The sequence below is a fragment of the Agrobacterium sp. LMR679 genome (assembly GCF_027157905.1).
GTDB classification, from domain to species: domain Bacteria; phylum Pseudomonadota; class Alphaproteobacteria; order Rhizobiales; family Rhizobiaceae; genus Agrobacterium; species Agrobacterium leguminum.
Genome location: NZ_JAPVOJ010000002.1, coordinates 636,566 through 648,761, shown reverse-complemented (window position 1 = coordinate 648,761; position 12,196 = coordinate 636,566). Strand labels below are relative to the sequence as shown.

Annotated in this window: 14 protein-coding genes; 8 read left to right on the top strand and 6 right to left on the bottom strand. The window is 59.7% G+C overall.

The annotated features are described in order from the left end of the window. Nucleotides 1–28: 28 nt before the first annotated feature. The gene (locus O3W47_RS13985; RefSeq protein ID WP_269313981.1) at nucleotides 29–544 is read right to left on the bottom strand and encodes a GNAT family N-acetyltransferase; all 516 of its coding nucleotides are present in this window, start codon (nucleotides 542–544) and stop codon (nucleotides 29–31) included. A gap of 142 nt (nucleotides 545–686) precedes the next feature. Further along, entirely contained in the window at nucleotides 687–1,391 is a 705-nt protein-coding gene (gene ctrA / locus O3W47_RS13980) for a response regulator transcription factor CtrA (protein WP_003522926.1), read from the bottom strand. 480 nt (nucleotides 1,392–1,871) lie between these two features. On the opposite strand from ctrA, the gene O3W47_RS13975 reads away from it, so the two are divergent. After that, nucleotides 1,872–2,222, top strand: coding sequence for a flagellar export protein FliJ (locus O3W47_RS13975; RefSeq protein ID WP_003491821.1), 351 nt, complete (start codon nucleotides 1,872–1,874; stop codon nucleotides 2,220–2,222). 287 nt (nucleotides 2,223–2,509) lie between these two features. Next, nucleotides 2,510–2,713, top strand: coding sequence for a DUF1059 domain-containing protein (locus O3W47_RS13970; RefSeq protein ID WP_269313980.1), 204 nt, complete (start codon nucleotides 2,510–2,512; stop codon nucleotides 2,711–2,713). 254 nt (nucleotides 2,714–2,967) lie between these two features. Here O3W47_RS13970 and O3W47_RS13965 read toward each other — a convergent pair whose 3' ends face one another. The 4 genes from O3W47_RS13965 to cysQ all read right to left on the bottom strand — a co-directional run bounded on the left by O3W47_RS13965 (nucleotide 2,968) and on the right by cysQ (nucleotide 6,139). After that, a complete protein-coding gene (locus tag O3W47_RS13965) occupies nucleotides 2,968–3,249 on the bottom strand; it encodes a GNAT family N-acetyltransferase (RefSeq protein WP_269313979.1) in 282 nt (93 codons plus the stop codon). A gap of 224 nt (nucleotides 3,250–3,473) precedes the next feature. Continuing rightward, nucleotides 3,474–3,749, bottom strand: coding sequence for a CtrA inhibitor SciP (gene sciP, locus O3W47_RS13960; protein WP_003491799.1), 276 nt, complete (start codon nucleotides 3,747–3,749; stop codon nucleotides 3,474–3,476). Between the two features lie 191 nt (nucleotides 3,750–3,940). Further along, entirely contained in the window at nucleotides 3,941–4,981 is a 1,041-nt protein-coding gene (locus O3W47_RS13955) for a DUF2793 domain-containing protein (RefSeq protein ID WP_269313978.1), read from the bottom strand. Between the two features lie 369 nt (nucleotides 4,982–5,350). After that, nucleotides 5,351–6,139, bottom strand: a complete 789-nt coding sequence (gene cysQ / locus O3W47_RS13950; RefSeq protein WP_174025058.1) for a 3'(2'),5'-bisphosphate nucleotidase CysQ — start codon at nucleotides 6,137–6,139, stop codon at nucleotides 5,351–5,353. Nucleotides 6,140–6,473: 334 nt separating this feature from the next. Here cysQ and O3W47_RS13945 point away from each other — a divergent pair, with 334 nt between their 5' ends. The 6 genes from O3W47_RS13945 to O3W47_RS13920 all read left to right on the top strand — a co-directional run bounded on the left by O3W47_RS13945 (nucleotide 6,474) and on the right by O3W47_RS13920 (nucleotide 12,158). After that, nucleotides 6,474–7,376: a branched-chain amino acid ABC transporter permease gene (locus tag O3W47_RS13945; RefSeq protein ID WP_004430050.1), complete on the top strand. Its 903-nt coding sequence runs from the start codon at nucleotides 6,474–6,476 to the stop codon at nucleotides 7,374–7,376. A gap of 49 nt (nucleotides 7,377–7,425) precedes the next feature. Beyond that, on the top strand, nucleotides 7,426–8,778 hold the full coding sequence (gene livM / locus O3W47_RS13940; RefSeq protein ID WP_371733942.1) for a high-affinity branched-chain amino acid ABC transporter permease LivM: 1,353 nt from the start codon (nucleotides 7,426–7,428) through the stop codon (nucleotides 8,776–8,778). Then, complete coding sequence (locus O3W47_RS13935; protein WP_003522919.1) at nucleotides 8,778–9,656, top strand: ABC transporter ATP-binding protein; 879 nt, start codon at nucleotides 8,778–8,780, stop codon at nucleotides 9,654–9,656. Before livM ends, O3W47_RS13935 begins: the two co-directional genes overlap by 1 nt. Then, nucleotides 9,656–10,384, top strand: coding sequence for an ABC transporter ATP-binding protein (locus tag O3W47_RS13930; RefSeq protein ID WP_003522918.1), 729 nt, complete (start codon nucleotides 9,656–9,658; stop codon nucleotides 10,382–10,384). The genes O3W47_RS13935 and O3W47_RS13930 overlap by 1 nt, the downstream gene beginning before the upstream one ends. 182 nt (nucleotides 10,385–10,566) lie before the next feature. Continuing rightward, nucleotides 10,567–10,920: a DUF6867 family protein gene (locus tag O3W47_RS13925; RefSeq protein WP_003522917.1), complete on the top strand. Its 354-nt coding sequence runs from the start codon at nucleotides 10,567–10,569 to the stop codon at nucleotides 10,918–10,920. Between the two features lie 119 nt (nucleotides 10,921–11,039). Then, nucleotides 11,040–12,158 carry a branched-chain amino acid ABC transporter substrate-binding protein gene (locus tag O3W47_RS13920; protein ID WP_004430064.1) on the top strand — a complete coding sequence of 373 codons (1,119 nt, stop codon included), beginning with the start codon at nucleotides 11,040–11,042 and terminating at the stop codon, nucleotides 12,156–12,158. Nucleotides 12,159–12,196: the final 38 nt, after the last annotated feature.

Genomic DNA, 12,196 nt, shown 5'->3' with positions numbered 1-12,196 from the left:
GACCGGGATGGTCCTGAGGCGTCCCTTTTCAAACGGCATTTGCCGGATTGTGCCGATAAACGAGGTCTTCGGGATCGGAACGGGGTGCTGTCGGGTCGAGCCTGCCGCCGATTCGTTCGGCGACGGCCGCGGATTTGCGGTTCTGCGGCGAGACATAGCTGACAAGCGTGGGCAGGTTCAGGGTCTTGAAGGCCCAGTTGCGCAGCGCCGAGGCGGCTTCCGCCGCATAGCCGCGCCCTTCATGGCCTTCGTAAAGCAGCCAGCCCAGTTCCTTTTCCGGAAACAGCGGACCGTGGTTGATGCCGACTTGGCCGACACATTGCCCCGTTGCATCAAGCTCGATCATCAGTGCGCCATGGCCGAAAAAGTACCAGTTGGCCTGATCGTGGCAGAACACGCCCCATGTCGAGGGCAGGTCGTAAGGACCGCCGACACCGATGGAGCGCAATGACGTCATGAAATCCCGATAGGCGGGAAAATCCGTGATCGCGAGCGGGCGCAGCGTCAGGCGTTCGGTCCTGAGGGTAGGGATGGGGTGGTTCATCTGCCGTCGTCCTCTGGCGATGCGTGGCTAGGTCTTTCTCCCTCATTCCTGTGACAAGCACAGGAATGAGGGAGAGAAAATCGCAACAAAAAACCCGCCGTTTCCAGCGGGTCTTTTAAAAACTGTCCTGTTCCGGAATGGATCAGGCGGTTTCGAGGAATTCCGTCGCGCCATCCGGCTCGCGCAGAACATAGCCGCGTCCCCAGACGGTTTCGATGTAGTTTGCGCCGCCGGCGGCGTTTGCGAGCTTCTTGCGCAGCTTGCAGATGAAGACGTCGATGATCTTCAGTTCCGGCTCGTCCATGCCGCCATAGAGGTGGTTGAGGAACATTTCCTTGGTCAGCGTTGTGCCCTTGCGCAGCGAAAGCAGCTCGAGCATCTGATATTCCTTGCCGGTCAGGTGAACGCGCTGGCCGCCCACTTCAACCGTCTTGGCATCGAGATTGACGATCAGCTCGCCGGTGGCGATGACCGACTGTGCATGGCCCTTGGAACGGCGGACGATGGCGTGAATGCGGGCAACAAGCTCGTCCTTGTGGAACGGCTTCGTCATGTAATCGTCTGCGCCGAAGCCGAGGCCGCGAACCTTGTCCTCGATGCCGGCCATGCCGGACAGGATGAGGATCGGCGTCTTGACCTTGGAGAGGCGAAGCGTTCTCAGAACCTCGTAACCCGACATGTCGGGCAGGTTGAGGTCGAGAAGAATAATGTCGTAATCATAGAGCTTGCCGAGGTCCACGCCTTCCTCACCGAGGTCGGTCGTGTAGACGTTAAAGCTCTCCGACTTGAGCATCAGTTCAATGCTCTGCGCTGTCGCGCTGTCGTCTTCAATAAGTAGAACCCGCATAATTATCCCCTTTGCCGCCCGCGAACCGGTAAATCATTGCCTCGCGCGATGCGGATCCAGACGTTGCCTGATTTGCAGGCTGCCACCAAATGGTTAACAAATTCTAATTGCCTTTGGCAAGGTGTATCGAATTTATTAAGCAAAGTAGGCATTTCGCTGTTTTTGCACGTGAATCCACCATCGCCAAAATTGAAGCTTAACGTGAGGAAATCCCGTTAAGTGATTCAATCGACTCTTACATCGTCGGGTCCATTTTTTTGGACCTGGCATTTACCGACCCTTAAATGATCGTCGTTATCATTAACGATGCCCGTAAACGAAAGGTTAACGACGGCGGTTTTTTATTAACGTCGGGTAACTTTTGGGAATCATTCCGGGACAGGGGTCAACCCCCACGGAAAAACGGGCGGGTTAAACGGGCCGATCAGGGTGGCATAGTGCCTTTTTGATCCGGGTCTCGCTATCCATGGAGTATTGCGTATGAAGTCGCGTGACAGCCTGGTTCGCCTGAAGGAATTTCAGGTCAATGAAAAACGCCGGCAGCTTAACCAGCTGCAGCAGATGATGTCCGAGTTCGAGCGGATGGCAAAGGAACTGGTGCATCAGATATCTCTGGAAGAGAGCAAGTCGGGCATTACCGATCCGACGCATTTCGCCTATCCGACCTTCGCCAAGGCCGCGCGCCAGCGGGCGGATAATCTTCAGGTCTCGATCCGTGAGCTGAAGGCCCAGCAGGAAGCCGCCGAAGCTTCGCTGGAAGAGGTGCAGGCCGAATATGAAAAGGCCGCTGCCCTCGAAAACCGCGACGGAGCCATCCGCGCCCGCGCCTGACCTACAGGCGCAGGAATTTACGAAGATCGTCCTCATTGACGGCTGCCGGTGGATCAGGAGGCGGCTTTCAATGACGGGACGCCATGCATTTTTTCGAAAGGCCGCTCCTTAAGGGCGGCCTTTTGTTTTGCCGCGTTGCCGGTGTTTTCCGCCGGGACGGTCGGGCCTGATTTCGATTGTCCGGAGGTGGGGAAAGGCGTATTTTACCGGGGTTCCGACCGTGAGCCGGAGGCTTTTACGCGCACGCGCCCCGTGCGGGTGCGGGCGGCACTTGCAGGGAGGAAAAAATGGCCCACCAATATATCGATTGCCGCGAATTCCCCAGTGACAGCAGATGCACCGTCGCCATCTCCGCCGATTCTCCGGAGGAACTTATGGAAGCGGCCGTGCAACACGCCGTGGCTGTGCATGGGGCAAAGGATACGCTTGAATTCCGTGAAGAAGTCCGCCGGAGCATGCATGCCGGGACGCCGCCGTTGAAGGTGGCGTGACGCGGCGGATCGACGCCCTTTTGTATGGATACCGCGATATTTGGAACGGTTGTGAGGGATTAAGCGTAAGCCGCTTGTTTCTTCTCCCCGCCGGGGAGAAGTCCGCGGCAGCGGGATGAGGGGGCAAGTTCTCGAGTTATCGCCGACGTCGCCCCCCTCATCCGACCCTTCGGGCCACCTTCTCCCCGGCGGGGAGAAGAAATACGCCGCGACGCTTGCGATTATTCTGCCCTCAGACAGAGGATAAAGCGCCCTTACCCCTGAATAACATCCGCCCATTCGGCATGGCGCAATGTCTGGGCCTTGAAGAACGGGCAGAGCGGAATGATTTTCCAGCTGCCCTTGCGGGCTTCATCGATCGCATGGGCGGCAAGCGCCTGGCCGACGCCTTTGCCGCGCAGCGCATCGGGCACGCCGGTATGGTCGATGATGATGAGGGAAGGGGAGGTGCGCGAATAGGTCATCTCCGCCTTGTGGCCGTCGATGGTCGCCGAATATTCGCCGTGCGATCCGGTTTCGGTTGTCTTGATGTCCATGATGAGCGCCTTCCGCATTGCTGTTCGTTGTCGTCACTGTACCGGCTTCAGCCTGAATTGAAACAGCGGGATAGCGAACGCAGCGGACACAAACCGGCGACAATCGCCGGCTTTGTCGGGCAGTTTTCAGGGGGAATCCGAAATCAAACCGAAAGCCCCGTCGATAATCCGGCGGGGCGTTCTGGAAACTCGGTCTGGGCGCGTTTTCGCGCCGGCGCACTGTTTTAGTGGCGATATTGCTGAATGCGCGTGGTGCGCAGGCCGGCAAGGCCATGATCGGCAATCGAGGACTGCCAGGACAGGAATTCTTCAACGGTGAGCGTATAACGCTCGCAGGCTTCCTCGAGGCTCAACAGTCCACCGCGTACCGCTGCAACCACCTCCGCCTTTCTGCGAATGACCCAGCGACGGGTATTGGCAGGCGGAAGATCCGCGATCGTCAGAGGGCTGCCATCGGGGCCGATGACATATTTAACTCGTGGGCGTATCATTTCGGTCATTGGACACTCTATACAAACTCAAGACCATATGACGGGAACTCTATCCCGGTACCTTTAAAAATTGCCTAAGCAGCTCGTGACAATTTATTAAGAATTTGAACGGTTTCGCCTGATTTGTTCGAGTCGCCTTATTTTGCCGGGAAAAAATTTTTCCAAAAATCGCAATTTTTCTCTCTCATCGGTTGTTTCCGTCAGAGTGCCGCAAGCGAAAGGCACGTTTTCCCGCTGCCCTGGGTAAATTCCGCCGTTCCCTCATGCTGCAGCCGCAGGCGGTCGCCGGCGTCGAGGTAAAGGATGGAGGTTGCCGACTGCGATGTGCCTGACGTCGATGCATTGCCGGCGATGCCGAAGCTGGCCGCCGCACCGTTGATGAAAAGCGTCACCCGGTGGCCGGAGGAAGAGACGACGGTGAGCGTCATGGCCGCCAGATAAGGGCCCTTTGCCGGAACCACGAGTTCACGTCCGCCGCCGCTCACCGCATCGCCGAGCGCAAAGCCCCCCTCGGCGATTGAGAGCACGGAAAAACCCGCCGCCGAGCCATTGGCGGGTTTCGTCGTGCCCGCCGGCAGGCCGGCGACCGCGAGCGGGCGGTTCGGCATCGAGACCCGGCCGTCGCCGCTGCAGAGAAGTGCAGTGTGCCATGAGGCGCCATCCTTGCTGGTCTTGATCGAAAACCCGTCATTGCCGGCAAGGCCCATTTCCGCCCGGCCGCTCCAGCCGGACTGGAACAGCAGCGAGGCGGTATCGCCCTTGCCCGCCTTGTTGATCGTCATGCGGTGGCTGCCGCCTTCTTCGGCATGGGTGAAGAGGCTGGCGGGGGAGGTGAGCGCCAGCCGGTTGGTGGCGTCGGCCTCCGTGCCGATGCCCAGTCGCTCCAGCTGCCCGGCGGCCGGCAGCGGCATGTCGCGCCAGTTGCCATCGTGCAGGATGCGATATCTGCTCTCGGCCGCAAACCACGCCGTCCAGCCGGGCTGCGGCGCGATCGAGAGCCAGGCGCCATCCTGCCGGAAGGCGAGCCTGCCGCCCTTGCCGGCCCAGTCACCCGCGGCATCGGCGGAGAGGAGGAAACAATCCCCTTCCGCTGCGTTATCGGGCGGTGTGGTGACGATGGCCTTGATGACCAGTTGCACGATCGCATCCAGCCTTTGCAGGGCTTCGTTATGGGTGACGTGTTTCTGGGCCTGCGAGGGGAGGATATAGGGAAGCCGAAGTCTCGCCGTCTGTTCCGTCATGATGTGCCTTCCGCGCTATGGGGTTTCGTTGCGGGGCCATTGTGGGGCGGTGGCGTGGGGTGGGGATGAGTGGGGAAGAAATTTGTCCGCGTTGATCGGTATGAGGATGTTTTTTGGGGGCTTCGGCGTATGCGGCTTCCCCCCTCTGCCCTGCCGGGCATCTCCCCCTCAAGGGGGAGATCGACTCGTGGATAGGTCTCGCCTATCACGACGTTGCAAATGAAGCGGTGGTAGCGCCCCCTGCCGATCTCCCGCCTTGAGGGGGAGATGCCCGGCAGGGCAGAGGGGGTAAGCTGCATACGCCGAAGCTCGCCAAGGCAGAAATCCGATCCACCCGTTGCAGTAGCCGCAGAAGACGGAAAGCGCCCGTTACCCCGCGTGTTCCACCGCCATCGCCCCTTCGGCAATGAAATCCGGATTGGCCAGCGCATCCTCGCCGTCCCCCCTCACCGCATATGCAAGCGGCCTGCCCTCGCAATCGAGTGTCCTGCCGCCCGCAGCGCGCAGCACGGCGTCGCCGGCGGCCGTGTCCCACATCATGGTGCGGCTGAAGCGGGGGTAAATATCGGCGGCACCCTCCGCCAGCATGCAGAATTTTAGCGAGGAGCCGACGGAGATGCAGTCCTTCAGGCCGTGTTCGGCCACGAAGGCTTCCGTTTTCGCCGTGCAATGCGAGCGGCTGATCAACGCCACGGGGGAGGCGCCGCGCTGGCGCGCCCGGATGGGGTGGCGCGAAAGGATGACGCCTTCGCCTGAAATGGCGAGCTTTTCGGCGGCATTGTCCTTGCCCGTCCATGCCTGCCCGCGACAGGGGGCGTAAACCACGCCGGCCACCGGAACGCCGTTGCGGATGAGCGCGATGTTGACGGTGAAATCGTCCTTGCCGGAAATGAATTCCTTGGTGCCATCCAGCGGGTCGACGAGGAAGAATTCCGCACCGGTTTTAGGCAGGATGCCGCTCGATACCGCCTCTTCGGCAACCACGGGGATATCGGGAAAATGGGCGGCCAGCGCCGCAAGAATGATCGTCTCGGCGCGCTGATCGGCCTCGGTCACCGGCGAACAGTCGTCCTTATACGACACATGCGGGCCGGCACGGTGGACCGCCATGATGGCCTGCCCGGCGTCCAGCGCCGCTTTCGTCAATATGTCGATCATCTCTTTGCCAATTGATCCCGTCTGCGGGATATCGCCGTTCCGATCTTCGCTACTCCTTTGCCCGCTGCCCGTCAAATAATGGCGTCGGACAATGCTGAAATAAGCATCCGGCCGTCATTTTTTCAGCACTTCCTGCCAAAATCATGGCTCTTTTGACCGGGAAAGCGGCAGTCCATGTGGAAATTCCAAATTTTGTGCAGGATCGCCCGTTTTTGACTTCACATTTTTAACGAACACGATATGCATTTTGGGGGTGGGGGCCTGCCTGCAAGGGCGCTCCTATAATTAACATAACGAGGCGTGGCCCATTCGAGGTCGTGCCCGGGGGAAAGACATGGAGTATTTTATCCAGCAGCTCATCAACGGGCTGACTCTTGGATCGATCTACGGCCTCATCGCTATCGGCTATACGATGGTTTACGGCATCATCGGCATGATCAACTTCGCCCATGGCGATATTTTCATGCTCGGCGGCTTCGCCGCGCTGATCGTTTTCCTGATCGTGACATCCTTTGTCGCCGGCATTCCGGTGGCGCTTCTTCTGCTTCTGATGATGGTCGTCGCCATGCTGATGACCGGCCTGTGGAACTGGGTGATCGAACGCGTCGCCTATCGCCCGCTCAGAGGCTCCTTCCGTCTTGCGCCGCTGATCACGGCCATCGGCATGTCGATCGCGCTGTCCAACTTCATCCAGGTGACGCAGGGTCCGCGTAACAAACCGATCCCGTCGATGGTGACGGAAAGCTATCATTTCGGCGCCATTACCGTGTCGCTGAAGCAGCTCATCATCATGGTGGTCACCTCGGTGCTGCTCTTCGCCTTCTGGTATATCGTCAACAAGACCCCGCTCGGCCGGGCGCAGCGCGCCACCGAACAGGACCGCAAGATGGCGGCGCTGCTTGGCGTCGATGTCGACAAGACGATCTCCATCACCTTCATCATGGGTGCGGCGCTCGCCGCTGTCGCGGGCACTATGTATCTGATGTATTACGGCGTTGCCTCCTTCAGCGATGGCTTCATTCCCGGCGTCAAGGCGTTTACGGCGGCCGTTCTCGGCGGCATCGGCTCGCTTCCGGGCGCTGTTCTCGGCGGCCTGCTGATCGGCCTCATCGAATCGCTGTGGTCGGCCTATTTCTCCATCGCCTACAAGGACGTCGCGGCATTCGGCATCCTGGCTTTCGTGCTGATCTTCAAGCCGACCGGTATTCTCGGTCGTCCGGAAGTCGAGAAGGTGTGATCCCATGACCAATATCGCTTCCGACAACGCTGCTTCCAGCCCGAGCCTGATGGCGACGGCTGTGAAGGAGGGCCTGATCGCGGGCCTCATCTCGTTCGGCATGTTCATTCTTTATGTCGGCATCGTCACCTATCAGGATATCAACAACCAGCTGATCTGGGGCACCCGCTGGGGGCTTCTGGCGGTTTTCGTCGGCATTGCCGCTGTCGGCCGCTTTCTCGTTGTCGGCTTCATCAAGCCGTCGCTGGATCGTCGCAAGCTGGCCAAGGCCAAGAGCGGCGTGCTGGAGATTTCCGAGGAAAAGGGCTTTTTCCACAAGCACTTCCTGAAGCTGGCGCTGGTCCTGCTGCTGCTTTATCCCGTTATCGCCGTGCAATTGTTCGGCTTTCAGGGTTCGCTGAAATTCGTCGACAATTTCGGCATCCAGATCCTGATCTATGTGATGCTGGCCTGGGGCCTCAACATCGTCGTCGGGCTGGCCGGCCTGCTCGATCTCGGTTACGTGGCCTTCTACGCGGTCGGCGCCTATTCCTATGCGCTGCTCTCCAGCCATTTCGGCCTGTCTTTCTGGGTGCTCCTGCCGGTCGCCGGCATTCTCGCGGGCTTCTGGGGCATCATTCTCGGTTTCCCGGTGCTTCGTCTTCGCGGCGACTATCTGGCGATCGTGACGCTCGCCTTCGGTGAAATCATCCGCCTCGTGCTTTTGAACTGGACGGATGTGACCAAGGGCACCTTCGGCATTTCCGGCATCGCCAAGGCGTCCGTCTTCGGCATCTGGTCCTTCGATGTCGGCGCGTCGAACAATTTCGCCAAGGCCTTCGGCCTGTCGATGTCGTCGGCCTATTACAAGATCTTCCTGTTCTACGTGATCCTGCTGCTTTGCATGCTGACGGCGTATGTGACCATCCGCCTTCGCCGCATGCCGATCGGCCGCGCCTGGGAAGCGCTGCGCGAGGACGAGATCGCCTGCCGTTCGCTCGGCATCGATACCGTCATCACCAAGCTCACCGCCTTTGCCACGGGCGCGATGTTCGGCGGTTTCGCCGGTTCCTTCTTCGCCGCGCGTCAGGGTTTCGTTTCGCCGGAAAGCTTCGTCTTCCTCGAATCCGCCGTCATTCTCGCCATCGTCGTTCTCGGCGGCATGGGCTCGCTGACCGGTATCGCCATTGCGGCGCTGGTCATGGTCGGCGGCACCGAGCTTCTGCGCGAAATGGAGTTCCTAAAGCATGTCTTCGGGCCCGACTTCACGCCTGAACTTTACCGTATGCTGCTCTTCGGCCTTGCCATGGTCATCGTCATGCTGTTCAAGCCGCGCGGCTTCGTCGGCTCGCGTGAACCCACGGCCTTCCTTAAGGAACGCAAGGCCGTCTCCGGCAGCTTTACCAAGGAAGGTCACGGTTGATGGCTTCCGGAACGGCAACAATGACACCCAATACGACTGGCGATACGATCCTCAAGGTCGAACATCTCTCGATGCGCTTCGGCGGCCTGATGGCCATCAACGACTTCTCCTTCGAGGCGAAGCGCGGCGAAATCACGGCGCTGATCGGCCCCAACGGTGCGGGCAAGACCACGGTCTTCAACTGCATCACCGGCTTCTACAAGCCGACCATGGGCATGATCACCATGCGCCAGCAAAGCGGCGAGGCGCATCTTCTCGAGCGCCTGCCGGATTTCGAAATCACCAAGAAGGCCAAGGTGGCGCGCACCTTCCAGAACATCCGCCTGTTTTCGGGCCTCACCGTTCTGGAAAACCTGCTGGTGGCGCAGCACAATGCGCTGATGAAGGCTTCGGGTTACACGATCCTCGGTCTTCTCGGCCTGCCTGCTTACCGGCGGGCGGTGGATGCCTCCATCGAAAAGGCCAAATACTGGCTGGAAAAGGCCGATCTGATCGACCGCGCCGACGATCCGGCCGGCGACCTTCCCTATGGTGCGCAGCGCCGTCTGGAAATCGCCCGCGCCATGTGCACGGGGCCGGAGCTTTTGTGCCTCGACGAGCCGGCCGCCGGCCTCAACCCGAAGGAATCGCTGGCGCTCAACGCGCTCCTGCGCGGCATTCGCGACGAGGGCACGTCGCTGCTCCTCATCGAGCACGACATGTCCGTGGTGATGCAGATTTCCGACCATGTGGTGGTTCTGGAATATGGCCAGAAGATTTCCGACGGCACGCCGGACCATGTGAAGAACGACCCGAAGGTCATCGCCGCCTATCTGGGTGTCGAGGATGATGAAGTGGAAGACGTGATTGCGGAAGAACTCGACGGAGGAGCGGCCTGATGTCCGGTGAACCGCTTCTGAAAGTCCAGGGTGTCGAAACCTATTACGGCAATATCCGTGCTCTGGCCGGTGTCGATGTCGAGGTTAAAAAGGGTGAAATCGTCAGTCTGATCGGCGCCAACGGCGCCGGCAAGTCGACGCTGATGATGACCATCTGCGGCAGCCCGCAGGCGCGCGCCGGCCAGGTGATCTTCGACGGCGAGGACATTACCCATCTGCCCACCCATCTGATCGCCCGCAAGCGCATTGCCCAGTCGCCGGAAGGCCGGCGGATTTTCCCGCGCATGACGGTGCTGGAAAACCTGCAGATGGGAGCCAATCTCGATAACCTGAAATATTTCAAGGAAGACGTCGAGAAAATCTTCGTGATGTTCCCGCGCCTGAAGGAGCGCCAGAGCCAGCGCGGCGGCACGCTTTCTGGCGGCGAGCAGCAGATGCTCTCCATCGGTCGCGCGCTGATGGCACGGCCGAAGCTCCTGTTGCTCGATGAACCATCGCTGGGTCTCGCGCCGCTGATCGTCAAGGGCATTTTCGAGGCGATCAAGAAACTCAACCAGGAAGAGGGGCTGACCGTCTTCCTCGTGGAGCAGAACGCCTTTGCCGCGCTCAAGCTTTCCGACCGCGCTTATGTGATGGTCAACGGCAAGGTGACGATGAGCGGTTCGGGCAGGGAACTGCTCGCCGATCCGCAGGTGCGCGCCGCCTATCTCGAAGGCGGACGGCACTGAAAGATTTTACTTGCGCCGGAAATTTTGCGGCGCAAGACTGCAAACGGCGGCCTGTCGTCCTTTCGGCCAAACCTTAAGGATCCATGGCGGGGTGCAAACAATAAAATGCCCGGCGGGAAAACGACGGGACGACAGACAAGGCAGGGTCAGGGCGTTTCAGCCCGGCACTGATGGGGAAAGAGATGCAGGGCCTTTTTTTCGAAACGGATAACGGCGTGCGGTATGTTCTGCGCGCGCTGGTTGTTCTTCTGGGTTTCTGGACGGCATGGCGCACGGGCAAGTCCGTGGCCGATGGCTGGGGCGGTTATACGCGGGTGGTGATCTATACGCTCGCTCTGGGTGTGGTGATGCGGTTTCTGCATCACGCGCTGTTCAACGGGCCGTTCATCAACGGCTTCTATTACGTGTTTGACGTCGTTCTTCTTCTGGTTTTTTCCAGCGTCGGTTTCCGCACGCGCCGGACGAGCCAGATGGTCAATAACTACTATTGGCTTTACGACCGGACATCGGCATTTTCCTACAAGAAGAAAGATTGACAGGCGGATTTTTCCGGCTGCACAATGCTCGTCAGAGTGGAACAGTTTCCTGTTCAGTGAAGGTGGGTACTGAACAGGTCCTTGCAATCAACCCATCCAAAGGAACTGGGAGTAAAGTAATGAAGAAGTCTCTTCTTTCCGCTGTTGCGCTGACCGCCATGGTCGCGTTTGGCGGTTCGGCCTGGGCCGATGTCGTGATCGCTGTCGGCGCACCGCTGACCGGCCCGAACGCTGCTTTCGGCGCTCAGATCCAGAAGGGTGCCGAACAGGCCGCGAAAGACATCAATGCCGCCGGCGGTATCAATGGCGAGCAGATCAAGATCGTGCTGGGCGACGACGTATCCGACCCCAAGCAGGGTATTTCGGTTGCCAACAAATTCGTCGCTGACGGCGTGAAATTCGTTGTCGGTCACTTCAACTCCGGCGTTTCCATTCCGGCTTCTGAAGTTTACGCCGAAAACGGCATTCTCGAAATCACACCCGCCGCAACCAACCCGGTCTTCACCGAGCGCGGCCTGTGGAACACGTTCCGTACCTGCGGCCGTGACGACCAGCAGGGCGGCATTGCCGGCAAGTACCTGGCCGATCATTTCAAGGACGCCAAGGTCGCCATCATTCACGACAAGACGCCTTACGGTCAGGGCCTTGCCGATGAAACCAAGAAGGCTGCCAATGCCGCTGGCGTGACGGAAGTCATGTATGAAGGCGTCAACGTCGGCGACAAGGACTTCTCCGCGCTGATCTCCAAGATGAAGGAAGCCGGCGTTTCCATCATCTACTGGGGCGGCCTGCACACCGAAGCCGGCCTCATCATCCGTCAGGCGGCTGACCAGGGCCTGAAGGCCAAGCTCGTTTCGGGCGACGGTATCGTCTCGAACGAACTTGCTTCCATCGCCGGCGATGCCGTCGAAGGCACGCTCAACACCTTCGGCCCCGATCCGACGCTGCGCCCGGAAAACAAGGAACTGGTAGAGAAGTTCAAGGCCGCCGGCTTCAACCCGGAAGCCTACACGCTCTACTCCTATGCCGCGATGCAGGCGATTGCCGGTGCGGCGAAGGCCGCCGGTTCCGTGGAGCCGGAAAAGGTTGCCGAGGCCCTGAAGTCCGGCACCTTCCCGACCGCGCTCGGCGACATCTCCTTCGACGAGAAGGGCGACCCGAAGCTTCCCGGCTACGTCATGTACGAATGGAAGAAGGGTCCGGACGGCAAGTTCACCTACATCCAGCAGGGCAGCTAAGCCCTTCTGCGACACCCTATCGAAGCCCGGCAGCGATG